23 protein-coding genes are annotated in these 22039 nt (G+C 52.4%); 12 read left to right on the forward strand and 11 right to left on the reverse strand.

The window, feature by feature from the left end:
* Position 1: 1 nt before the first annotated feature.
* The 3 genes from A7Z06_RS02990 to cueR are packed head-to-tail and all read left to right on the forward strand — an operon-like array spanning position 2 to position 3740.
* The gene (locus A7Z06_RS02990) at positions 2 to 2164 is read left to right on the forward strand and encodes a type I secretion system permease/ATPase (RefSeq protein WP_000739042.1); all 2163 of its coding nucleotides are present in this window, start codon (positions 2 to 4) and stop codon (positions 2162 to 2164) included.
* Complete coding sequence (locus A7Z06_RS02995) at positions 2161 to 3336, forward strand: HlyD family type I secretion periplasmic adaptor subunit (protein WP_001014325.1); 1176 nt, start codon at positions 2161 to 2163, stop codon at positions 3334 to 3336. Before A7Z06_RS02990 ends, A7Z06_RS02995 begins: the two co-directional genes overlap by 4 nt.
* Positions 3333 to 3740 (forward strand): Cu(I)-responsive transcriptional regulator, encoded by a 408-nt coding sequence (gene cueR, locus A7Z06_RS03000; RefSeq protein WP_001026747.1) that lies wholly within the window; start codon positions 3333 to 3335, stop codon positions 3738 to 3740. Before A7Z06_RS02995 ends, cueR begins: the two co-directional genes overlap by 4 nt.
* 4 nt (positions 3741 to 3744) lie before the next feature.
* On the opposite strand, the gene A7Z06_RS03005 is transcribed toward cueR, so the two are convergent.
* From A7Z06_RS03005 to A7Z06_RS03015, 3 genes are all read right to left on the reverse strand, one after another.
* Positions 3745 to 3948, reverse strand: coding sequence for a hypothetical protein (locus A7Z06_RS03005; protein ID WP_000650964.1), 204 nt, complete (start codon positions 3946 to 3948; stop codon positions 3745 to 3747).
* Positions 3945 to 4367, reverse strand: a complete 423-nt coding sequence (locus A7Z06_RS03010) for a hypothetical protein (protein ID WP_024165217.1) — start codon at positions 4365 to 4367, stop codon at positions 3945 to 3947. Before A7Z06_RS03010 ends, A7Z06_RS03005 begins: the two co-directional genes overlap by 4 nt.
* Before the next feature lie 100 nt (positions 4368 to 4467).
* On the reverse strand, positions 4468 to 5754 hold the full coding sequence (locus A7Z06_RS03015; protein WP_000859594.1) for a YadA-like family protein: 1287 nt from the start codon (positions 5752 to 5754) through the stop codon (positions 4468 to 4470).
* Positions 5755 to 6119: 365 nt separating this feature from the next.
* Here A7Z06_RS03015 and A7Z06_RS03020 point away from each other — a divergent pair, with 365 nt between their 5' ends.
* On the forward strand, positions 6120 to 6482 hold the full coding sequence (locus tag A7Z06_RS03020; RefSeq protein ID WP_001001645.1) for a hypothetical protein: 363 nt from the start codon (positions 6120 to 6122) through the stop codon (positions 6480 to 6482).
* A 110-nt stretch (positions 6483 to 6592) separates the two neighbouring features.
* On the opposite strand, the gene A7Z06_RS03025 is transcribed toward A7Z06_RS03020, so the two are convergent.
* The gene (locus A7Z06_RS03025) at positions 6593 to 7051 is read right to left on the reverse strand and encodes an NfeD family protein (protein WP_000571572.1); all 459 of its coding nucleotides are present in this window, start codon (positions 7049 to 7051) and stop codon (positions 6593 to 6595) included.
* Positions 7048 to 7965 (reverse strand): SPFH domain-containing protein, encoded by a 918-nt coding sequence (locus A7Z06_RS03030; RefSeq protein WP_000904498.1) that lies wholly within the window; start codon positions 7963 to 7965, stop codon positions 7048 to 7050. The genes A7Z06_RS03025 and A7Z06_RS03030 overlap by 4 nt, the downstream gene beginning before the upstream one ends.
* A gap of 145 nt (positions 7966 to 8110) precedes the next feature.
* Here A7Z06_RS03030 and fetA point away from each other — a divergent pair, with 145 nt between their 5' ends.
* Positions 8111 to 8788, forward strand: coding sequence for an iron efflux ABC transporter ATP-binding subunit FetA (gene fetA / locus A7Z06_RS03035; RefSeq protein WP_001157528.1), 678 nt, complete (start codon positions 8111 to 8113; stop codon positions 8786 to 8788).
* Positions 8775 to 9554, forward strand: a complete 780-nt coding sequence (gene fetB / locus A7Z06_RS03040) for an iron efflux ABC transporter permease subunit FetB (RefSeq protein WP_010347707.1) — start codon at positions 8775 to 8777, stop codon at positions 9552 to 9554. The genes fetA and fetB overlap by 14 nt, the downstream gene beginning before the upstream one ends.
* 62 nt (positions 9555 to 9616) lie before the next feature.
* On the opposite strand, the gene cnoX is transcribed toward fetB, so the two are convergent.
* The 3 genes from cnoX to tesA are packed head-to-tail and all read right to left on the reverse strand — an operon-like array spanning position 9617 to position 11954.
* Complete coding sequence (gene cnoX, locus A7Z06_RS03045; RefSeq protein ID WP_010347709.1) at positions 9617 to 10471, reverse strand: chaperedoxin; 855 nt, start codon at positions 10469 to 10471, stop codon at positions 9617 to 9619.
* Between the two features lie 60 nt (positions 10472 to 10531).
* Positions 10532 to 11341: an NADP(+)-dependent aldehyde reductase gene (ybbO, locus tag A7Z06_RS03050; RefSeq protein ID WP_000148957.1), complete on the reverse strand. Its 810-nt coding sequence runs from the start codon at positions 11339 to 11341 to the stop codon at positions 10532 to 10534.
* Positions 11331 to 11954, reverse strand: coding sequence for a multifunctional acyl-CoA thioesterase I/protease I/lysophospholipase L1 (gene tesA / locus A7Z06_RS03055; RefSeq protein ID WP_024165218.1), 624 nt, complete (start codon positions 11952 to 11954; stop codon positions 11331 to 11333). The genes ybbO and tesA overlap by 11 nt, the downstream gene beginning before the upstream one ends.
* Between tesA and ybbA the strand changes: the two genes are divergently transcribed.
* Positions 11925 to 12611 (forward strand): putative ABC transporter ATP-binding protein YbbA, encoded by a 687-nt coding sequence (gene ybbA / locus A7Z06_RS03060; protein ID WP_001110581.1) that lies wholly within the window; start codon positions 11925 to 11927, stop codon positions 12609 to 12611. The genes tesA and ybbA overlap by 30 nt on opposite strands.
* On the forward strand, positions 12608 to 15022 hold the full coding sequence (ybbP, locus tag A7Z06_RS03065) for a putative ABC transporter permease subunit YbbP (protein ID WP_000561812.1): 2415 nt from the start codon (positions 12608 to 12610) through the stop codon (positions 15020 to 15022). The genes ybbA and ybbP overlap by 4 nt, the downstream gene beginning before the upstream one ends.
* Before the next feature lie 123 nt (positions 15023 to 15145).
* Here the strand turns inward: ybbP and dinQ are convergent, their stop codons facing one another.
* The 3 genes from dinQ to allS all read right to left on the reverse strand — a co-directional run bounded on the left by dinQ (position 15146) and on the right by allS (position 17730).
* The gene (gene dinQ / locus A7Z06_RS22360) at positions 15146 to 15229 is read right to left on the reverse strand and encodes a damage-inducible type I toxin DinQ (RefSeq protein WP_349808740.1); all 84 of its coding nucleotides are present in this window, start codon (positions 15227 to 15229) and stop codon (positions 15146 to 15148) included.
* A gap of 411 nt (positions 15230 to 15640) precedes the next feature.
* Complete coding sequence (mnmH, locus tag A7Z06_RS03075; protein ID WP_001157982.1) at positions 15641 to 16735, reverse strand: tRNA 2-selenouridine(34) synthase MnmH; 1095 nt, start codon at positions 16733 to 16735, stop codon at positions 15641 to 15643.
* 68 nt (positions 16736 to 16803) lie between these two features.
* Positions 16804 to 17730: an HTH-type transcriptional activator AllS gene (gene allS / locus A7Z06_RS03080; protein WP_000460113.1), complete on the reverse strand. Its 927-nt coding sequence runs from the start codon at positions 17728 to 17730 to the stop codon at positions 16804 to 16806.
* 229 nt (positions 17731 to 17959) lie between these two features.
* Here allS and allA point away from each other — a divergent pair, with 229 nt between their 5' ends.
* The 4 genes from allA to hyi all read left to right on the forward strand — a co-directional run bounded on the left by allA (position 17960) and on the right by hyi (position 21995).
* Positions 17960 to 18442 carry an ureidoglycolate lyase gene (allA, locus tag A7Z06_RS03085; RefSeq protein WP_000776394.1) on the forward strand — a complete coding sequence of 161 codons (483 nt, stop codon included), beginning with the start codon at positions 17960 to 17962 and terminating at the stop codon, positions 18440 to 18442.
* A gap of 77 nt (positions 18443 to 18519) precedes the next feature.
* On the forward strand, positions 18520 to 19335 hold the full coding sequence (gene allR / locus A7Z06_RS03090; RefSeq protein WP_000141275.1) for an HTH-type transcriptional repressor AllR: 816 nt from the start codon (positions 18520 to 18522) through the stop codon (positions 19333 to 19335).
* An 89-nt stretch (positions 19336 to 19424) separates the two neighbouring features.
* On the forward strand, positions 19425 to 21206 hold the full coding sequence (gcl, locus tag A7Z06_RS03095) for a glyoxylate carboligase (protein WP_001096879.1): 1782 nt from the start codon (positions 19425 to 19427) through the stop codon (positions 21204 to 21206).
* 12 nt (positions 21207 to 21218) lie between these two features.
* A complete protein-coding gene (gene hyi / locus A7Z06_RS03100; protein ID WP_105279336.1) occupies positions 21219 to 21995 on the forward strand; it encodes a hydroxypyruvate isomerase in 777 nt (258 codons plus the stop codon).
* The last annotated feature ends 44 nt before the right edge of the window (positions 21996 to 22039 follow it).

A 22039-nucleotide genomic window follows, 5' to 3' on the forward strand; every position in this document is an offset into this window, starting at 1 on the left:
AATGAAAAAAAATGCCCAGTCCGTGGAAGCCTGGCTGGAGGCGATGATCGCCGTGGCGCGCTATTATCGGCTCGATTTTTCTCAGGAGAATGTGCGCGCAACCGTCAACTGGGAGCGCGACAGTAAGCGGGAGGAGTTACTCACCGACATGGCGCGGCAGTTGGGAATGGGGCTGCGGCTGGTCGAGTTCTCCGCCGATTCGCTTAACCCGTGGCGGCTGCCGTTGATCGCGGTGTTTGATAATCAGCAGATTGGCGTGATCACCCGCCGCGACAATCACGACAATATCAGCATTCAGTTCAGCGGTGACGAAGGGCTGGAAACCACGCTTAACGTCGCGGATGTTGAGGATAAAATCGTCGAACTGGCGCTGCTGCGCCCGCTCAGCGCCATTCCAGATGCACGGGTGGATGACTACATTCGCCCGTATCAGGCGAACTGGTTCTGGAATCTCTCGCTAAAAGACTGGCGGCGCTACGGCGATATTATGCTGGCGTCACTGGTGGCGAACGTGCTGGCGCTGGCGGCGATGATTTTCTCGATGCAGGTTTACGACCGGGTAGTTCCGGCGCAGTCCTACCCGACGCTGTGGGTACTGTTCGCCGGGGTGATGATGGCGATCCTGTTTGAGTTCTGTATGCGCATGGTGCGCACACATCTTTCCGATGTGATTGGTAAACGGGCGGATTTACGCATTTCGGATCGCGTTTTTGGTCATGCGTTACGGCTGAAAAATAACGTGCGCTCGAAATCCACCGGGTCGTTTATCTCGCAGATCCGCGAGCTGGAATCGGTGCGGGAGCTTATTACTTCCACCACCATCGGTGCGGTGGCGGATCTGCCATTCTTCCTGCTGTTTGTCTTTATTCTGTGGATGATCGGCGGCTGGCTGGTGCTGGTGGTTTTGCTGGCGCTGCCGTTGCTGGTGATCCCCGGCCTGCTGGTGCAACGCCCGCTGGCGCGGCTGGCGAACGAAGGGATGCGCGAGTCGGCGGTACGCAACGCGACGCTGGTGGAAGCCGTGCAGTCGATTGAAGATATCAAACTGCTGCGCGCCGAACAGCGTTTCCAGAATCAGTGGAATCATACCAACGACGTGGCGTCCTCCATCAGCATGAAGCAACGCTTTCTCACCGGGCTGCTGCTCACCTGGACCCAGGAAGTGCAATCCATCGTCTATGTGGTGGTGCTGCTGGTGGGCTGTTTTATGGTGATGAACGGTGACATGACCACCGGCGCACTGGTCGGGACGACGATCCTGGCTTCGCGCACCATTGCGCCGCTGTCGCAGATTTCCGGCGTACTCTCGCGCTGGCAGCAGGCGAAAGTGGCGCGTAATGGCCTTGATGAACTGATGAAGCGCCCGGTGGATCAGCCCGAGCACGGCAAACTGGTGCATAAAGCGGTGCTGCACGGTAATTATCAGTTCAGCAACGCGGTGTTTTATTATGACGAAGAAGAGAAGATTGCCGATGTGGCGATTGGCAAACTCAACATTCAGGCTGGTGAGAAAATAGCCATTCTTGGGCGCAACGGCGCGGGTAAATCAACGCTGCTGCAAATGCTCGCCGGAATGCGTATCGCCCAGCAGGGGCAGGTGTTGCTGGATAACATCAGCATCGGGCAGCTTGATCCGGCGGATCTGCGCCGCGACATGGGGCTGCTGAGCCAAACCGGACGACTGTTTTTTGGTTCGCTGCGGGAAAACCTCACCATGGGAATGCCGGAGGCCAGCGATGAAGATATCGAACGCGCATTAACCCTCAGCGGGGCGCTGCCCTTTGTGCAGAAGCAGAAAAACGGCCTCAACTACATGATTCAGGAAGGGGGATTTGGCCTCTCTGGTGGTCAGCGGCAAACGCTGCTGCTGGCGCGGCTGCTCATCTCTCAACCCAATATCGTGCTGCTCGATGAACCCAGCGCCTCGCTGGACGAAATGGCGGAAGCGTATTTAATCGAACAACTGAAACAGTGGATTGGGCATCGCACGCTGATTATCGCCACTCACCGCACGGCGATGCTGCAACTGGTGGACAGGATAATCGTGATGGATCAGGGGCGCATTGTGATGGACGGCGCGAAAGAGACTATTTTGCGTGAACAGGGCGAACCCACGGCGCGACGCGTGGTGTTGCAGGAGAAGAATAAGGGGTCTGCCGCATGAACGGACAACTGCAATACAACCGTGGCCTGACTGAACCTCGCCTGCCGCGTTCGGCGCTGGCGGTACGCGTGACTGCCGTAATGCTGCTCTGTTTTCTCGGCTGGGCGTGGTACTTCCAGCTTGATGAAGTGACCACCGGCAGCGGCACGGTAGAACCCTCCGGGCGCGAACAGGTGGTGCAGTCGCTGGAAGGCGGAATTCTGTATCATCTCGACGTCAAGGTTGGCGATATTGTTGAACAGGGCCAGCCGCTGGCGCAGCTTAACCGCACCAAAACGGAATCCGACGTCCAGGAAGCGATGTCGCGCTTGTACGCGGCGCTGGCAACCTCGGCGCGGCTGCGGGCGGAAGTGAGTAATAAACCGCTGGTCTTCCCTGACGAACTGAATAAATTCCCCGAACTTATCGAGTCGGAAACGGCGTTGTACAACACTCGCCGCGACGGGTTGAACAAAGCCACCACCGGGCTGACGCAGGGGATTAGCCTGGTCAACCGTGAACTGGCGATGACCCAGCCGCTGGTGAAACAAGGGGCTGCGAGCAGCGTCGAAGTGCTGCGCCTGCAACGCCAGGCCAATGAACTGGAAAACAAACTTAGCGACGTGCGCACGCAATACTACGTACAGGCGCGGGAAGAGTTAGCGAAAGCCAATGCGGAAGTGGAAACCCAGCGTTCGGTGATCCGTGGGCGTGAAGACTCCCTCACCAGGCTCAACTTTACTGCGCCAGTTCGTGGCATTGTTCAGGATATTGATGTCACCACGGTTGGCGGCGTCATTGCCCCCGGTGGTAAACTGTTGACCATTGTGCCGCTGGATGAGCAATTGCTGATTGAGGCAAAAATCTCCCCGCGCGATGTGGCGTTTATCCATCCTGGGCAAAAATCGCTGGTGAAAATAACCGCTTACGATTACTCCATTTATGGCGGTCTGCCGGGAGAAGTGGCGGTGATTTCACCGGATACCGTGCAGGATGAAGTGCGGCGCGATGTTTATTACTATCGGGTGTACATTCGCACTTTCAGCAACCATCTGGAAAATAAAAGCAAACAGCAGTTTCCGATATTTCCCGGTATGGTGGCGACGGTCGATATCCGCACCGGCAAAAAGAGCGTGCTGGATTATCTGTTGAAACCCTTTAACAAAGCACAGGAGGCGTTGCGCGAACGATGAACATTAGCGATGTAGCAAAAATTACCGGCCTGACCAGCAAAGCCATTCGCTTCTATGAAGAGAAGGGGCTGGTGACACCACCGATGCGCAGCGAAAACGGTTATCGTACCTACACGCAGCAGCATCTCAACGAACTGACCTTACTGCGCCAGGCGCGCCAGGTGGGCTTTAACCTGGAAGAGAGCGGCGAACTGGTGAATCTGTTTAACGACCCGCAGCGCCACAGTGCTGATGTAAAACGGCGCACGCTGGAGAAGGTGGCGGAGATCGAGCGACATATCGAAGAACTGCAATCCATGCGCGACCAGTTACTGGCGCTGGCGAATGCCTGCCCCGGCGATGACAGCGCCGACTGCCCGATTATCGAAAATCTCTCCGGCTGCTGTCATCATCGGGCGGGGTGAAAAATCAGTTAATCCCCGTTTGCACCGAAAGAATATGCTGCAAACTTTCTACCATAATGCGTCCCGTCTGAAATAAGCCTTCCTGTATTGCGTTGCTGGCATTAACCGCGTGAACCAGGGAGGCTAATAATACTACTTGCAAGAAGGCAAAAATAAACGCACCGATAATCAGAATATGTGTCAGGGATATTTTCTTTTCATCCTTCATTTTAAATAGCCCACAAACTGGCCTTCCTTCATTAATGCGACTTTTCCTGTGTGATGATAAACAATCACGTTATACAGACCCGACTGATAAACTGTGGCATCGGCATTATCTTCATCAATCGCACATAATGAATCATTGAGATAAGCAAAGTTCTTACTGCTCATTCTAAAGGTCACGCCAAAACCTTTATAAATGGATTTTTTAACGGCTTGGGCGTGTTGTGCGGCTTCTGCATTTTTAAATGCCTGCGCTTCGGATGCACTTAAAATAGCCGCCTGACGCTGTTGTTCGGCAAGATAACAGGTGTCATGAGATACGCCTTGCGCCTGGCAGTCTGCAATGCGGGACGCGGGAGAGCTACAACCAGCCAGCATGATTAACGCCAGCAGGGAAATCGATTTAATGGTGCTATTCATCATTGTTAACCTTAAAATGTAGTAAAGAGTAAAACAGGCAAACGTCCTTGCTCTAATTTATTTAATGGTTTTTATTGATATTGATAAAGTATCCAGCGAAATCTTAGAACGAATATCCGACCCCGACACCCGCACCGAAATCAGATTGCGTATCCGCAGAAACACCCGCTTTAAGCACTGTATGCGTTCCGGCATTAAAAGACGTGCCGACAGATACCGCTGATTCACCATTAAACGTTCCCGCGCCCGCAGACACCATCATTAAATCACCGGTTTTTACCTGCGGCTGTGAGGCAATGGCAATAGCTGACGCAATCCCCGCATTGGCATCTTTACGGTTGTCTTCAACTTCGTTTTTCAGTGAGCTGAAATGGTTATTGAGCGTATTAATTTGTTGGCTGTTATCCGCTACTCGTTTTTGCGTGGTTGATAACTGCTGATGTGTATCGGTGGAATCCTGCACCAGATTTTGAATTTGTTCACCGTAATGAACGCTATCAATCTGTTGTTGTGCCGCCAGCTTACTTACCGCAGTGTTGGTTTTTGTTATATCGCCATGAATTTCTTCCAGTTCTTTTGATTGGTTCTCGGTGGCAACACTTTGAGATACCGTCGTCATGGTAGAAGAAAGAGCGTCAATTTTTTTCCCTTGCTCCGCAGAAGCGCGCGTGCTGGCTTCATTTTCCGCAGCCAGTTTAGCGTTGACCATACTCTGATAACGGGCGGCAGTCTGAACATCACCGGTGGCAGCGACCGTTTTTTGTGTGGCTTCGATTTGCTTTTGTTGCTCGGTAATCTGCGTTTGTTGGGCTTCGGCTTGTTGCTGCTGTGCGTTATCCGCAGCCTCCTGACGGGCGTTGACCATACTCTGATAACGCGCTGCGTTCTGGACATCACCGGTAGCAGCAACCGTTTTTTGCGTATCGTTAATTTGGTCTTGTTGAGCTCTAAGAATGTTCTTCTGTTCGATAATGTCGTCAGTATTTTTATGAATAGCCGCTTTGCTGGCGTCAATCTCGGTTTGCGCTGACGTAATGGCCTGGTGCGCTTCATTGGCGGTCGACACTGCTGTGTTAGCGGTGGTTTGCGCATTCTGGATGGCGGTATCCTGTGCCGCATCGCGGTCTGCCTGGGTCTGTTCCGGGTAGATATTGTCGCCCGTCTCTGGAGACATATACCCATGCGAAAACAGGTAGTTTTGCGCGGCTTCTGTATTTCCAGTACGAATCATGAAGCGTCCAATTTTCTGGTCAACTTCTTCATGTGACATCCCTGGTTGGATTGCCTCCAGTTCTGTCGCTGCCGCCTCAATCGTATCACCTGCAAAGGCAGATGGACTGACAGCAGTAGCAATAACGACAGCCAGTAAAGATATCTTTACAGTTTTCATTCATTTTTTCTCAATCAAAGTAAGTCGCATTTATGTTTCTTATAGCAACATTAATTGTTGTTATAAGAAATGTTATGCGTTTCGTATTGATCGAAATCTACGCTGGCATTTGTGTGATGTAAAGCGCGTTTTTATACGATGTAAGCGTAAACACCGACTAATAGAAACTAAAAAAGTTTCCATTAGAAATAAAATGGAAAATCATTTTGTGCTATTTCTCAGTAACAAACCGTAAAGACTTGTTTTGATAAGCGAAATAAACTCTGTTTCTGCACTAAACGTGATGCTGTTGCTGATGTATGTTAGAATGCGTTTCTTTGATAAATCTCAATTTTGAAGAGGTTTACGCCAGGCAGGAAAATTAAATGAATGAATTTGAGAAGATTTTTAATGAAATGAATCTGGACAGGGCGTTACTCCCTATCCTTTTTCGTTCGAATCGCTCCACGGTGTGGAAGTATTTAAGCGGCGATAGTACGGCTCCTGCCTCTGCCATGTCGCTGATCATGCTGTTGCAGTTGATCCAGAAGAGAAACCCCGATTTGTTAGCCGAATGGTTAACGCTTTCTGATTTCACCATTCCGCCAGAAGTTTACCTGGATCAGCCCGATTACTGGAAAGGGTGGGTGTATACCCAACATAAGGTCAATAAAAACGTCCTGGAATATTTAAAAAAACATTATCCGGATGAAGACCAGAAAAGTATGGGTAAAACCACAGAAGAGTAAATTGCCATTCCCCGCCCACATGCCGGATGCGGCGTAAACGCCTTATCCGGCCTACGTTCGCGCATAGACTGGCAGGTTTTGTAGGCCTGATAAGACGCGTCAGCGTCGCATCAGGCGATGACCGCACGGATGATCAACGTTATCCCTTCAATCGCAATCACCTCAACATGCGTACCTGCGCCGAGATCCTCGCTGGCGCTGACTGGCCATGAACTGTCGCCGACGCGCATATGACCGCGCCCGTTGACCAGCGGCGATTCCAGCACAAACCGCCTGCCAATCAACTGCTGGCCACGCTGGTTTAAATGACTGTCGCTGTGCTTTTGTTCGCGTACCCGCCGTGACAACCATTTCCACCACAGCCAGGCGGCGAGCAGCGTCAGGATGGCAAAGATCACCCCTTGCCACTCCCAACCCAGCGGCAGCAGCCAGACCACCAGGCCAGTAATCACCGCCGCGACACCGCTCCACAACAGATAACCGTTTCCGCCCAGCATCTCGGCAGCCAGCAATAAACCGCCGAGACTCAGCCAGAAAATATGCGGGTGTACTACCAGCAGCTCGATCATGATTTATTTCGCTCGTTGGCGCTGTCTTTCACCAGTTCGGCAATCCCGGCAATCGACCCCATCAGGCTGCTGGCGTCTAATGGCATCATCACCACTTTGCTGTTACTGGACGAACCGATCTGTTGCAACGCTTCGGTGTATTTCTGTGCTACGAAGTAGTTCACCGCCTGAATATCACCGGAGGCGATGGCTTCAGACACCATTTGGGTCGCGCGAGCTTCCGCTTCGGCGGAACGTTCTCGCGCTTCAGCCTGTAAAAACGCCGACTGACGTTCGCCTTCCGCTTTCAGGATTTGCGACTGTTTTTCACCTTCGGCTTTGAGGATTTCCGCCTGACGGATCCCTTCCGCCTCAAGGATGTAAGCGCGTTTGGTACGTTCCGCTTTCATCTGCGCGTTCATCGAAGAGATAAGCTCTGCCGGTGGGCGCACATCACGAATTTCAATACGGGTGACTTTAATCCCCCACGGGTTGGTGGCTTCATCGACAATATGCAGCAGGCGCGAGTTAATGCTGTCGCGCTGGGAGAGCATTTCGTCCAGTTCCATTGAGCCAAGCACGGTACGGATGTTGGTCATGGTCAGGTTGATGATTGCCAGCTCCAGATTGCTGACTTCATAAGCGGCGCGCGGGGCATCAATCACCTGAATAAAACAGACTGCGTCGATGGTCACGTTGGCGTTATCTTTCGAGATAACTTCCTGGGAAGGGATATCGAGCACTTGCTCCATCATATTGATCTTGCGACCAATGCGATCCATAAATGGCACCACCAGACTGAGCCCCGGCTGTAACGTTTTGGTATAGCGACCAAAACGTTCTACCGTCCACTGATAGCCCTGCGGCACGATTTTGACGCCCGCGCCGACAATCACCAGCGCGACAAAAATGAGAATCGGGATAAAAATAAGCATCGGAAAAACCTCCTGTTGTACCGTCCATAAAGAGCAAAATTGCTGCTTGATTAAACAAATTATACCTGATTACTGAAAGAGAGTTCCCCCTTATTCTTGCGGAGGATAAACTGTTTTTAGTAAAAATCAGAAAAAGGGATGGGTAATGCAGGAAAATAGTCTTTTGCTCCAACTGCAAAATGTTGGATATCAGGTGGGCGATACGAAGATTCTCAATAACATCAATTTTTCGCTGCGTGCTGGCGAATTTAAGTTAATTACCGGCCCTTCCGGCTGCGGCAAAAGTACGCTACTAAAAATTGTTGCTTCATTAATCAGTCCGAGTAGTGGAACGTTACTATTTGCAGGCGAAGATATATTCACCCTGAAGCCAGAGGAGTATCGCCAGCAAGTCTCCTACTGTGCCCAGACACCAGTGTTGTTTGGCGACACGGTATACGATAACCTGATTTTTCCCTGGCAGATCCGTAACCAGCAGCCTGACCCGGCCATTTTTCTCGATTTTCTCGAACGCTTCGCTTTGCCGGACAGCATTTTGACGAAGAATATCGCCGAGCTATCTGGTGGTGAAAAACAACGCATCTCATTGATTCGTAACCTGCAATTTATGCCGAAGGTTTTATTGCTGGATGAAATAACCAGTGCACTGGATGAAAGTAATAAACATAACGTTAATGAGATGATCCACCGTTATGTGCGCGAGCAAAATATTGCCGTACTGTGGGTAACACACGATAAAGATGAAATTAATCATGCGGATAAAGTGATTACGCTGCAACCGCATGCCGGAGAAATGCAGGAAGCACGCTATGAACACGCATAATATTACTAACGAATCATTGGCACTGGCATTAATGCTGGTGGTGGTGGCAATCTTAATTAGCCATAAAGAAAAACTGGCGCTGGAGAAAGATATTCTCTGGAGTGTCGGACGGGCGATAATCCAGCTGATTATTGTCGGCTATGTGCTGAAATATATTTTCAGCGTTGATGATGCCAGCCTGACATTATTGATGGTGTTATTTATCTGCTTTAATGCGGCGTGGAACGCGCAAAAACGCAGTAAATATATTGCTAAAGCTTTTATCTCATCGTTTATTGCCATTACGGTCGGGGCGGGAATTACCCTTGCGGTGCTGATTCTCTCAGGGTCGATTGAATTTATCCCGATGCAGGTGATCCCTATCGCCGGGATGATAGCCGGTAACGCCATGGTAGCGGTGGGGTTGTGTTACAACAATTTAGGGCAACGGGTCATTAGCGAACAGCAACAGATTCAGGAGAAACTGAGTCTTGGCGCGACGCCAAAACAAGCTTCAGCGATATTAATACGCGACAGTATTCGAGCGGCGTTAATTCCAACGGTGGATTCAGCAAAAACGGTTGGCTTAGTGAGTTTACCAGGAATGATGTCCGGGTTGATATTTGCCGGGATTGATCCGGTGAAGGCGATTAAATATCAGATTATGGTGACCTTTATGCTGCTCTCAACCGCCAGCTTGTCGACCATTATTGCCTGCTATTTAACCTATCGTAAGTTTTACAATTCGCGCCACCAGTTGGTGGTGACGCAATTGAAGAAGAAATGATGCGATACCGGATGCGCAGCATCGCATCCGGCGTTGTGGTTCATGTGCCGATCAACGGAATATCAATACAACAATGCATACAACTGGCGGCGATACTTCGACGCCAGCGCATCACCCGTACCCAGCGCAGCGAGGATCTCCTGGAACGTTTTACGTGTCTGACCGTCTGCGGCGGTGAGATCTTTACGCAGATGCCCGAACAGTAACTCCAGCGCCTCTTCATTGCGCCCAACCTGATGCAACTGTAGCGCCAGTTGCGTTGCCAGTGCGGCATCTTCAGGATTCTCCGCTACCTGCTGTTGCAATTGTTGAATTTCCGGCGTATCAGCCGCCTGTTTCAGCAGTTCGATTTGCGCCACCAGCCCCTGGTAGCGGGTGTCCTGATCCTGCAACGGAATGGTTTTCAGCACCGCTTCTGCATCTTCAGAACGGTTCAGCGCAATCAGCGTTTCTGCCAGTAGCAGGCCGATCTCCCCGTTCTGATTCGACAACTGCCAGGCGTCTTTCAGCAATGGCAGGGCGTCGGTGTAATTGCCTTCCTGCATCAGCTGCATCGCCTGCTGCGCTTTCAGCTCTTCTTCGCGCGGCAGCACTTTATCCAGCAGGGCGCGGATCGCCTCTTCCGGTTGCGGCCCCTGGAAGCCGTCTACCGGTTGCCCGTTCTGGAACAGATATACGGTCGGAATCGCGCGCAGACCAAACTGCGCGGCAATCATCTGCTCCGCGTCGCAGTCCAGCTTCGCCAGAATAAATTGCCCGTTGTACTGCGCCGCAAGGCTTTCCAGAATTGGGGTTAACTGCAAACAGTGCTGGCTACGTTCAGACCAAAAATAGAACAGCACAGGTGTGGTCATCGACTGTTCAAGAACCTGTTGCAGGTTAGATTCGTTAATGTTGACAATATTTTCTATGGACATGGAGTCGCTCTCTGTTGTCGATATTTTCTTTGACATGGGGGCTTAAGCACGCGCTTCAACTCACCCCTGCAATATTTTGTCCATCATGCGCCCCGGCAGCAGGCGTTTGAGCACCATTACCGCCCAGGTCACCAGCGTCACCGGATAGCGCATCTTCGGCTTCTCGCTAATAAAAGCGTGGCGCACTTTGGCGACCACCGCTTCCGGCCCCAACGTAAAGCGGGCAGCAATGCCGGGGTTTTCGACCGGTTTATCACTTTGCGTCTGGTTGACGTTGTCGGTAAAGCGAGTACGAATGGGCCCCGGCTCAATCAGGCTGACTTTAATTCCGCTGTGGCGCAGCTCCATGCGCAGCGCGTCTGACCACGCCTCCAGCGCATATTTACTGGCCGCGTAAGCGCCGCGACCCGGTGTGGAGATTAATCCCATCACCGATGAGGTCATGACAATACGCCCTTCACCGTGCGGCAACATAGCGGGTAACAGGCGCATGGTGAGCTGATGCGCGCCGAAAAAGTTGGCGGAAAACTGCTGTTCCATCTGCGCGCGGCTGATGGTGGAAAGGGGGCCATACATGCCGAATCCGGCATTGTTAAAGATCCCATACAGACAATTATCGGTCAGGGCGATCACTTCGTCGGCAGCGCGATCAACACTTTCTGGCGAATCCAGATCGATCAACACACCGGTGAATCCCATGCTGTTCATGCGCTCAACATCATCCGGCTTCCGGCAACCTGCCAGCACATGAAAACCCTGACGTTTTAATTCGAGCGCGCTTTCCAGGCCAATTCCACTGGAACATCCGGTAATTAAGACCGATTTTTGCATAACTTTACCTGTCAGGATCTCCGTTGCTTTATGAGTCATGATTTACTAAAGGCTGCAACTGCTTCGCCATCCAGTCGGCAATAAACGGCTGGGCGTCGCGGTTGGGATGAATACCGTCATCCTGCATCCATTGTGGCTTGAGGTAGACCTCTTCCATAAAAAAAGGCAGCAGCGGAACATCAAACTCTTTGGCGAGTTTGGGGTAAATGGTGCTAAAGGCTTCATTATAACGGCGACCATAGTTTGCAGGCAGACGTATTTGCATTAACAATGGTTCAGCGTTGGCGGCTTTGACATCCTGCAAAATCTGGCGCAGCGTTTGCTCGGTTTGCTGTGGCTGAAAACCACGCAATCCATCATTGCCGCCCAGTTCAACCAGCACCCAGCGCGGCTGATGCTGCTTCAGCAAAGCCGGAAGGCGCGCCAGCCCTTGTTGCGAGGTGTCGCCGCTGATGCTGGCATTAACTACCGACGTTTTACTCTGCCACTTATCATTCAACAAGGCAGGCCAGGCCGCGCTGGCAGACATTCGATACCCGGCGCTCAGGCTATCACCCAGAATCAATAACGTGTCCGCTGCGGCGGCACGGAAGGTTAACAGAACCAGGAACAGGAAGGGCAAATGCCAGCGGAAAACATTGTTGAAGTTCATCATCTTAAGAAGTCCGTCGGTCAGGGGGAGCATGAACTCTCCATCCTCACCGGAGTTGAGCTGGTTGTCAAACGTGGCGAAACCATCGCACTGGTGGGCGAGTCGGGATCGGGTAAATCAACCTTACTGGCGATCCTCGCCGGGCTGGATGACGGCAGCAGTGGCGAAGTGAGTCTGGTGGGACAACCGCTACATAATATGGACGAAGAAGCGCGGGCAAAGTTGCGCGCGAAGCACGTAGGCTTTGTTTTTCAATCATTTATGTTAATTCCTACCCTTAACGCGCTGGAAAACGTCGAGCTTCCGGCGCTGCTGCGCGGTGAGAGTAGCGTGGAAAGTCGTAACGGAGCGAAAGCGTTGCTCGAACAGTTAGGGTTGGGTAAACGTCTTGATCATCTTCCGGCACAGCTTTCCGGCGGCGAACAGCAACGTGTGGCGCTTGCGAGAGCCTTTAACGGTCGGCCTGATGTGCTGTTTGCCGACGAACCCACCGGCAACCTTGACCGCCAGACGGGCGATAAAATTGCCGACCTGCTGTTTTCCCTCAACCGTGAACATGGCACCACGTTGATTATGGTGACTCACGACCTGCAACTGGCGGCGCGCTGCGACCGCTGCTTACGGCTGGTTAACGGGCAGTTGCAGGAGGAAGCATGATTGCACGTTGGTTCTGGCGCGAATGGCGCTCGCCGTCGCTATTAATTGTCTGGCTGGCGCTAAGCCTGGCGGTGGCCTGCGTGCTGGCGCTGGGCAATATCAGCGATCGCATGGAGAAGGGCTTAAGCCAGCAAAGCCGGGAGTTTATGGCGGGCGATCGGGCGTTGCGCAGTTCGCGCGAAGTGCCGCAAGCGTGGCTGGAGGAAGCGCAAAAGCGCGGCCTGAAAGTCGGCAAGCAGCTGACTTTCGCCACTATGACCTTTGCGGGCGACACTCCGCAGCTGGCGAACGTCAAAGCGGTGGATGATATCTACCCGATGTATGGCGATCTGCAAACTAATCCCCCAGACCTGAAACCGCAGGCGGGCAGCGTATTACTGGCCCCACGCCTGATGGCGCTCCTTAACCTGAAAACGGGCGACACCATCGACGTGGGCGATGCCACACTGCGGATTGCCGGAGAAGTAATTCAGGAACCTGATTCCGGTTTTAACCCCTTCCAGATGGCTCCGCGTCTGATGATGAACCTGGCGGATGTCGATAAAACCGGAGCCGTGCAGCCGGGGAGTCGCGTCACCTGGCGCTATAAATTCGGCGGCAACGAGAACCAGCTCGACGGCTATGAGAAATGGCTGTTACCGCAGCTTAAACCCGAACAACGTTGGTACGGGCTGGAGCAGGACGAAGGCGCGCTGGGGCGCTCGATGGAACGCTCGCAGCAGTTCCTGCTGCTTTCGGCGCTTCTGACCTTGCTGCTGGCAGTGGCAGCGGTGGCGGTGGCGATGAATCATTACTGTCGCAGTCGCTACGATCTGGTGGCGATCCTCAAAACGCTGGGGGCAGGGCGAGCGCAACTGCGTAAGCTAATCGTCGGTCAGTGGTTGATGGTGCTGACGCTTTCAGCCGTTACCGGTGGGGCGATAGGTCTGTTGTTCGAAAACGTGTTGATGGTGCTGCTCAAGCCCGTTCTGCCTGCTGCACTACCGCCAGCCAGCCTCTGGCCGTGGCTGTGGGCGCTCGGCACCATGACGGTCATCTCGCTGCTGGTGGGGCTACGACCGTACCGCTTGTTGCTGGCAACGCAGCCTTTACGCGTATTACGTAATGATGTGGTAGCGAACGTCTGGCCGCTGAAGTTTTATCTGCCGATTGTCAGTGTGGTGGTTGTGCTGCTGCTCGCCGGATTAATGGGTGGCAGTATGCTGCTCTGGGCGGTGCTGGCGGGCGCGGTAGTGCTGGCTTTGCTGTGCGGTGTGCTGGGCTGGATGTTGCTTAATGTACTTCGCCGCCTGACGCTGAAATCGCTACCTTTGCGTCTGGCGGTCAGCCGCCTGTTACGTCAGCCGTGGTCAACGTTAAGCCAGCTTTCGGCATTTTCGCTCTCCTTTATGCTGCTGGCACTGCTGCTGGTGTTGCGTGGCGATCTGCTCGACCGCTGGCAGCAGCAGCTACCGCCAGAAAGCCCGAACTACTTTTTAATCAACATCGCCACAGAACAGGTTACGCCGCTAAAAGCGTTCCTCGCGGAACATCAGATAGTCCCGGAATCGTTTTATCCGGTAGTGCGGGCGCGGCTGACGGCGATTAACGGCAAGCCGACAGAAGGCAATGAAGATGAGGCGCTCAACCGCGAACTCAACCTCACCTGGCAAAATACGCGGCCCGATCATAACCCGATTGTCGCCGGTAACTGGCCGCCAAAAGCTGATGAAGTGTCGATGGAAGAGGGGCTGGCGAAACGCTTAAACGTTACCCTTGGCGATACCGTCACCTTTATGGGCGATACCCAGGAGTTCCGCGCTAAAGTGAGTAGCCTGCGCAAAGTGGACTGGGAAAGTCTGCGGCCTAATTTCTATTTTATTTTCCCGGAAGGGGCGCTGGACGGGCAGCCGCAAAGCTGGCTCACCAGTTTCCGCTGGGAGAACGGCAACGGCATGTTGACGCAACTTAACCGCCAGTTCCCGACCATTAGCCTGTTAGATATTGGTGCGATTTTAAAACAGGTCGGTCAGGTGCTGGAGCAGGTAAGTCGGGCGCTGGAAGTGATGGTGGTGCTGGTCACCGCCTGCGGTATGTTGCTGTTGCTGGCACAGGTGCAGGTGGGAATGCGTCAGCGCCATCAGGAGCTGGTGGTGTGGCGCACACTCGGTGCGGGCAAAAAACTGCTGCGCACGACATTGTGGTGTGAGTTCGCCATGCTCGGGTTTGTTTCTGGCCTGGTGGCCGCCATCGGTGCGGAAACGGCGCTGGCGGTACTGCAATCAAAAGTGTTTGATTTCCCGTGGGAGCCAGACTGGCGATTGTGGATTGTGCTGCCGTGCAGCGGTGCGCTGCTGCTGTCGCTTTTCGGCGGCTGGCTGGGCGCGCGACTGGTTAAGGGGAAGGCGCTGTTCAGGCAGTTTGCGGGGTGATGACAGGCGTAGCGCATCCGGCATGAATAGTGCGCCCTTTGGCAACAATCTGAAACCGACTGTCATGCCGGTTTGTTAAAGGCCGAAGGTGGTAAACCTTCGGCCTTAGCTACGTTTCCTCAGTTATTCAATAAACTGGCGGATCAGTTCCAGCAGCGCGATCAGCGCCTTAAGAACGATGAGAACTTTATCGAGAAAAGTTTTCATCCGTTGCTCCCTTAAGGGAGAAAGACAATCACAGCTTACCCTTACGTTGCCTGTAACTATGATTTTCCTTCATGTGCTAGATGAGGACTGCCTCTCTCCAAATCAGAGCACCAGAATCAGCACCACCTGTATCCTGACCAGGACTTAAAAGTACTTTTCCGCACTGCGGTAATCCCTTGAGGCAGTATCATTACTAGCGTCGGGATTGTATCGCCGGCATAGCTGTTTGAATATGTTGGTATCCTGACTTATAATTCACTTGCTAGATGAGGACTGTTTCATCTCTGCCCAGAACCACCAACTCTCGGGCGGAAAAATAAAAAAACCGACTGTCATGTCGGTTTTTTTATATCTGTATTCTGTTGCAATCATTCTGTTCTCACGACAATCGCCGTTTCAGAATACCGCTCATTACCGCGCCTTAACCCACGCCATCACTTCCGCCCACTCACCGCGAAAGACAACTTTTTCCGCTTTCTTCTCAAGCTGATAGCGGTACATCGGGTCGTAATACTCTTCAAGCAACGGCACAAGCCAGGCCATATGACCATCGGTGCTGCCGGTTGCGAGTTGCGTTGTCAGCGCCGCATCCAGCCGGGCAGCCAGTTCATTATATCGTTGTAGCCCCAGCCGACGCTTAATCGCCGAAAGACCGTGATGCAGATATTCGCAATACGCTTGCCAGCCCTGTTCGTCGCCATATGCATGGGTAAAATCATGATGCATACGCAAGAAATATTCTTCGTTCAGGCGTTCAAGCCGGATCTCAAACGGGTCTTCTACCACGGCAATCGCCGCCTGGGTCATTCGCTCGCGCAGACATTCCGGCAGATGGTTTGAACCAATCATCCGGCTTTCATCTTCCAGCACCCACAGGCGCAGATCCTGACGGGCGTCAGTTTTTAGCATCTCGGCAGCCAGCAGGTTTTCAAAACTCGCCTGGCTAAGTTGCGGCTGTAACGTGCGACCAAAAGCAGAACCGCGATGGCGCGCCAGCCCTTCCAGATCGACACCGTTCGGCTGTTGCTGCACTAACAGCGTTTTACCACTGCCGGTACAACCGCCAATCAGCACTATCGGTTTTTGTGACAGTTCAATGGTCGCCTGAATCGCGGTCTGGCGCAGTGCCTTATAACCGCCTTCCACCAGCGGATAATCAATCCCCGCTTCATGCAGCCAACGTTGCACAATATGTGAACGTTGACCGCCACGGGCGCAGCAGAGAATACCTTGCGGATTTTGCAGGCACGCTGCCCGCCAGGCGTCCATGCGCTGCTGACGAATTTCACCCGCCACCAGTTTATGCCCCAGCGCCAGCGCCGCGTCTGACCCTTGCTGTTTGTAGCAGGTGCCAACGGCGGCGCGTTCATCGTTATTCATTAACGGCAGGTTGATAGCGGCGGGCATTGCGCCTTGCTCAAACTCAATGGGGGCGCGAACATCAATAATGGGCGTATCAGCAATCAGCAGGGCACGATAGTCCTGTTCCGTGTGTCTCTCTTGCATAGTTAAAAGTGAACCTCAAATCAGCTTGCGCGCTATTTTACGCGCCAACGCGCAAGGAAACTTGATTTTTAACTGTGTGAGTTGCCGAAAATTTCTAAAAATCCGCTGATTTCCGGCCTGCGCTGGGTGAACAAGGTCACAATATCTTCTACCGCTTTGCCGCTGCCAAATTTGCGCCATGCCAGACTCAATGGCGAAGGAGGGCGCATCGTTGGGATGACCCGGCTGACCAGTTGTTGATTATCGATCATTGACTGGCAAAGTGATTTTGGCAAAAAACCAATGCCAACGCCCGCCAGATGGGCGGCGATTTTCGTCTCCATGTCCGGAACGAGAATCTCTTTTTGCCCCGGCAATCGCCAGGCCACGCGTTTGGTTAATGTGCGGGCGCTGTCTTCAATATTGACCGCCGGAAAGCGCCGTAACTGCGCTTCTGTGAGCGGCTCTTCAACGTTCGCCAGCGGATGATCCACCGCCATGACAAAGCGCCATTGCACCGATCCTAAGGGATCAAGACTAAAGGTATTTGCCAGCGCCTCGGTTCCTGTGACGCCGATAGCCAGTGAAAAACCTTCGTACAATAGAGAATCCCAGACGCCCATATAGATTTGCCGGGAGATGTGAAACTGGGTAAAGGGGTAACGTTCATTCAGCCACGCCAGCAATTGGGCGACGGCCTGGGGGGTGTAGAGCAGGTTGTTGATGACAATATTCACCTGGCGTTCTACGCCATCATTCACCTGTTGCAGCTCTCTGGGCATACTTTCCAGCCAGCTCAGCCAGTCTCTGGCCTGACAAAGCAGATGCTCGCCTGCCGCTGTCAATGTCACGCTGCGAGTGGTGCGGAAAAACAACGCCACCCCGGTATTCTCTTCCAGAAGTTTAATGCGATAACTGATGGTCGCCGTGGTTTTGCATAATCGTTCTGCCGCTTTTGAAAAACTTCCTGTTTCAGCAACCGCAATGAAAGTACGCAAGGTTTCTGGATCGAACATCTTCGGGTATCCCCTTTTTAAATCAGCGAGTTGCGTGATTTTCTGTCCTTTGATTTACCTGTATTTTTACATGATAACCCTGCGTGATTTGTGGGCTAAATCTAGTTTTGGAAAAATATTCCAACTTTTGTGTTGATGTTGTTCTCTTAAGGTTTTAGATTGCCTGTTATTGAAACCAAGCTGACCGGTCGGCGCTGGTTGAACGGAATTATGTTACAAGGACAACAAGATGAAACTTCAGGTATTACCGTTAAGTCAGGAAGCCTTCAGTGCTTATGGCGACGTAATCGAAACGCAGCAACGGGATTTTTTTCATATTAACAATGGCCTGGTGGAGCGTTATCACGATTTGGCGCTGGTTGAGATTCTTGAGCAAGACCGTACTCTGATTAGCATTAACCGCGCGCAACCGGCCAGGCTGCCGCTGACCATTCACGAACTCGAACGTCATCCGCTGGGCACTCAGGCGTTTATCCCGATGAAAGGGGAAGTGTTTGTGGTGGTCGTGGCGTTAGGTGACGACAAACCAGACCTGACAACGCTGCGGGCGTTTATCACCAACGGTGAGCAGGGGGTGAATTACCATCGTAATGTCTGGCATCACCCGCTTTTCGCCTGGCAGCGAGTCACCGATTTTCTGACCATCGATCGCGGCGGCAGTGACAACTGTGATGTCGAAAGTATTCCTGAGCAGGAGCTCTGTTTTGCGTGACGCCTACAACCGACTTGCATAAGATAAACGAATTGTTCATTGTTTATGCTCACTTGTAGGTCGGAGTTAACGTAGGTATGACGGAAGTTAGACGGCGCGGCAGGCCAGGACAGGCGGAGCCTGTGGCACAGAAGGGCGCACAGGCATTAGAGCGGGGAATTGCGATTCTGCAATATCTGGAAAAAAGTGGGGGAAGTTCGTCAGTTAGCGATATTTCTCTCAATCTGGATTTGCCGCTCTCCACGACCTTTCGCCTGCTGAAGGTTTTACAGGCAGCGGATTTTGTCTATCAGGACAGTCAGTTAGGCTGGTGGCATATAGGATTAGGTGTCTTTAACGTCGGTGCGGCGTACATCCATAACCGCGATGTCCTCTCCGTCGCCGGGCCGTTTATGCGCCGCCTGATGTTGCTTTCCGGCGAGACGGTCAATGTCGCGATTCGTAACGGCAATGAAGCGGTATTAATTGGTCAGTTAGAGTGTAAATCGATGGTCAGGATGTGCGCGCCGTTGGGCAGTCGTCTGCCGCTGCATGCTTCCGGTGCGGGCAAGGCGCTGCTTTATCCGCTGGCGGAAGAGGAGCTGATGAGCATCATCCTGCAAACCGGTTTGCAGCAGTTTACGCCAACGACGCTTGTGGATATGCCCACCTTGCTGAAGGATCTGGAACAAGCGCGTGAACTGGGCTATACCGTAGATAAAGAAGAGCATGTTGTTGGCCTGAATTGCATAGCTTCAGCAATTTACGATGATGTGGGTAGTGTTGTTGCCGCTATCTCCATCTCCGGGCCTTCATCAAGACTGACAGAAGATCGCTTTGTCAGTCAGGGTGAGCTGGTCAGAGACACCGCCCGCGATATCAGCACGGCGTTGGGACTGAAAGCACATCCATAGTGTCTGTCGCATCCCGCTCTGCAGAGCGGGTTTTTTTGACAAAATTTGAAAGTTGGAAAATTTTTCCAATTAATTGAGGTAGGAAGAAAATGGCAAAAATGAGAGCCGTTGACGCGGCAATGTATGTGCTGGAGAAAGAAGGTATCACCACCGCCTTTGGCGTTCCGGGAGCAGCAATCAATCCTTTCTATTCAGCGATGCGTAAGCACGGCGGTATTCGTCACATTCTGGCGCGTCACGTGGAAGGTGCGTCGCACATGGCGGAAGGCTACACCCGCGCAACGGCAGGGAATATCGGCGTATGTCTGGGAACATCGGGACCAGCAGGCACTGACATGATCACCGCGCTCTATTCCGCTTCTGCTGATTCCATTCCTATTTTGTGCATTACCGGCCAGGCTCCGCGTGCCCGTCTGCATAAAGAAGATTTCCAGGCCGTTGATATTGAAGCTATCGCCAAGCCGGTCAGTAAAATGGCGGTTACAGTACGTGAAGCGGCGCTGGTGCCTCGTGTGCTGCAACAGGCATTTCACCTGATGCGTTCTGGTCGTCCGGGGCCGGTACTGGTGGATTTACCGTTCGACGTTCAGGTAGCGGAAATCGAGTTTGATCCTGATATGTACGAACCGCTGCCGGTCTACAAACCTGCTGCCAGCCGTATGCAGATCGAAAAAGCCGTAGAAATGTTAATCCAGGCTGAGCGTCCAGTGATCGTTGCCGGGGGCGGGGTTATCAATGCTGACGCAGCCGCGCTGTTACAACAGTTTGCTGAACTGACCAGCGTTCCGGTGATCCCAACGCTGATGGGCTGGGGCTGTATCCCGGACGATCATGAACTGATGGCCGGGATGGTGGGTCTGCAAACTGCGCATCGTTACGGTAACGCAACATTGCTGGCGTCCGACATGGTGTTTGGTATCGGTAACCGTTTTGCCAACCGTCATACCGGTTCGGTAGAGAAATACACCGAAGGGCGCAAAATCGTCCATATCGATATTGAGCCGACGCAAATTGGCCGCGTACTGTGCCCGGATCTGGGTATTGTCTCCGACGCCAAAGCGGCACTGACGCTGCTGGTTGAAGTGGCGCAGGAGATGCAAAAAGCCGGTCGTCTGCCGTGTCGTAAAGAGTGGGTCGCCGACTGCCAGCAGCGCAAACGCACTTTGCTGCGTAAAACTCACTTCGACAACGTGCCGGTGAAACCGCAGCGCGTGTATGAAGAGATGAACAAAGCCTTTGGTCGCGATGTTTGCTATGTCACCACCATCGGCCTGTCACAAATTGCTGCGGCGCAAATGCTGCACGTCTTTAAAGACCGCCACTGGATCAACTGTGGGCAGGCAGGCCCGCTGGGCTGGACCATTCCGGCGGCGCTGGGCGTGTGTGCCGCTGATCCAGAGCGCAATGTGGTGGCGATTTCCGGTGACTTCGACTTCCAGTTCCTGATTGAAGAATTAGCCGTTGGCGCACAGTTCAATATTCCGTACATCCATGTGCTGGTTAATAACGCCTATCTCGGCCTGATTCGTCAGTCGCAGCGTGCATTTGATATGGATTACTGCGTACAGCTTGCGTTTGAAAATATTAACTCCAGTGATGTGAACGGTTATGGCGTTGACCACGTGAAAGTGGCAGAAGGTTTAGGTTGTAAAGCGATTCGCGTTTTCAAACCGGAAGATATTGCACCGGCCTTTGAACAAGCGAAAGTCTTAATGAATCAGTACCGTGTCCCGGTGGTGGTGGAAATTATGCTGGAGCGAGTAACCAATATTTCGATGGGTAGCGAACTGGATAACGTCATGGAATTTGAAGATATCGCCGATAACGCAGCGGACGCGCCGACTGAAACCTGCTTCATGCACTATGAATAAGGGAGATAAATAATGTTACGTTTCTCTGCTAATTTATCGATGTTATTTGGCGAATATGATTTTCTCGCCCGTTTTGAGAAAGCCGCGCAGTGTGGTTTTCGCGGCGTTGAATTTATGTTCCCTTATGACTACGACATTGAAGAATTAAAACAGGTGCTGGCGAGTAATAAACTCGAGCATACGCTGCATAATTTACCTGCGGGTGACTGGGCGGCGGGCGAGCGGGGTATTGCCTGTATTCCTGGCCGTGAAGAAGAGTTTCGTGATGGCGTAGCAGCGGCGATTCGTTATGCCCGTGCGCTGGGTAATAAAAAAATCAACTGTCTGGTCGGTAAAACTCCGGCGGGTTTCAGCAGTGAACAGATTCACGCAACGCTTGTGGAAAACCTGCGTTATGCCGCGAATATGTTGATGAAAGAAGATATTTTATTACTGATTGAACCTATCAACCATTTCGATATCCCTGGTTTCCATCTCACCGGAACTCAGCAGGCGCTGAAACTGATTGATGATGTAGGCTGCTGCAATTTGAAAATTCAGTATGACATTTATCATATGCAGCGGATGGAAGGTGAATTAACCAACACCATGACCCAATGGGCCGATAAAATTGGTCACCTGCAAATCGCCGATAATCCACATCGTGGCGAACCGGGAACCGGAGAAATTAATTACGATTATCTCTTTAAGGTAATTGAACATTCTGACTACAACGGTTGGGTTGGCTGTGAATATAAACCCAGAACCACCACGGAAGCCGGTTTAGGCTGGATGAAACCGTACCGTTAAAACGTAACGCTGTTCAGACAATGCTTTTTTAGGCCGCTACGTCG

The sequence above is a fragment of the Escherichia sp. MOD1-EC6819 genome (assembly GCF_002965765.1).
Taxonomy (GTDB): domain Bacteria; phylum Pseudomonadota; class Gammaproteobacteria; order Enterobacterales; family Enterobacteriaceae; genus Escherichia; species Escherichia ruysiae.

Bases quoted from the DNA above. Each gene is read 5' to 3' on its own strand.
- ybbP (WP_000561812.1), top strand. From the start codon at position 12,608: ATGATTGCACGTTGGTTCTGGCGCGAATGGCGCTCGCCGTCGCTATTA.
- A7Z06_RS02995 (WP_001014325.1), top strand. From the start codon at position 2,161: ATGAACGGACAACTGCAATACAACCGTGGCCTGACTGAACCTCGCCTG.
- ybbA (WP_001110581.1), top strand. From the start codon at position 11,925: ATGCCAGCGGAAAACATTGTTGAAGTTCATCATCTTAAGAAGTCCGTC.
- A7Z06_RS02990 (WP_000739042.1), top strand. From the start codon at position 2: ATGAAAAAAAATGCCCAGTCCGTGGAAGCCTGGCTGGAGGCGATGATC.
- A7Z06_RS03030 (WP_000904498.1), bottom strand. From the start codon at position 7,965: ATGCTTATTTTTATCCCGATTCTCATTTTTGTCGCGCTGGTGATTGTC.
- dinQ (WP_349808740.1), bottom strand. From the start codon at position 15,229: ATGAAAACTTTTCTCGATAAAGTTCTCATCGTTCTTAAGGCGCTGATC.
- A7Z06_RS03005 (WP_000650964.1), bottom strand. From the start codon at position 3,948: ATGAAGGATGAAAAGAAAATATCCCTGACACATATTCTGATTATCGGT.
- A7Z06_RS03015 (WP_000859594.1), bottom strand. From the start codon at position 5,754: ATGAAAACTGTAAAGATATCTTTACTGGCTGTCGTTATTGCTACTGCT.
- allR (WP_000141275.1), top strand. From the start codon at position 18,520: ATGACGGAAGTTAGACGGCGCGGCAGGCCAGGACAGGCGGAGCCTGTG.
- fetA (WP_001157528.1), top strand. From the start codon at position 8,111: ATGCAGGAAAATAGTCTTTTGCTCCAACTGCAAAATGTTGGATATCAG.
- A7Z06_RS03010 (WP_024165217.1), bottom strand. From the start codon at position 4,367: ATGATGAATAGCACCATTAAATCGATTTCCCTGCTGGCGTTAATCATG.
- allA (WP_000776394.1), top strand. From the start codon at position 17,960: ATGAAACTTCAGGTATTACCGTTAAGTCAGGAAGCCTTCAGTGCTTAT.
- tesA (WP_024165218.1), bottom strand. From the start codon at position 11,954: ATGAACTTCAACAATGTTTTCCGCTGGCATTTGCCCTTCCTGTTCCTG.
- hyi (WP_105279336.1), top strand. From the start codon at position 21,219: ATGTTACGTTTCTCTGCTAATTTATCGATGTTATTTGGCGAATATGAT.
- mnmH (WP_001157982.1), bottom strand. From the start codon at position 16,735: ATGCAAGAGAGACACACGGAACAGGACTATCGTGCCCTGCTGATTGCT.
- cueR (WP_001026747.1), top strand. From the start codon at position 3,333: ATGAACATTAGCGATGTAGCAAAAATTACCGGCCTGACCAGCAAAGCC.
- cnoX (WP_010347709.1), bottom strand. From the start codon at position 10,471: ATGTCCATAGAAAATATTGTCAACATTAACGAATCTAACCTGCAACAG.
- allS (WP_000460113.1), bottom strand. From the start codon at position 17,730: ATGTTCGATCCAGAAACCTTGCGTACTTTCATTGCGGTTGCTGAAACA.
- A7Z06_RS03020 (WP_001001645.1), top strand. From the start codon at position 6,120: ATGAATGAATTTGAGAAGATTTTTAATGAAATGAATCTGGACAGGGCG.
- A7Z06_RS03025 (WP_000571572.1), bottom strand. From the start codon at position 7,051: ATGATCGAGCTGCTGGTAGTACACCCGCATATTTTCTGGCTGAGTCTC.
- gcl (WP_001096879.1), top strand. From the start codon at position 19,425: ATGGCAAAAATGAGAGCCGTTGACGCGGCAATGTATGTGCTGGAGAAA.
- fetB (WP_010347707.1), top strand. From the start codon at position 8,775: ATGAACACGCATAATATTACTAACGAATCATTGGCACTGGCATTAATG.
- ybbO (WP_000148957.1), bottom strand. From the start codon at position 11,341: ATGACTCATAAAGCAACGGAGATCCTGACAGGTAAAGTTATGCAAAAA.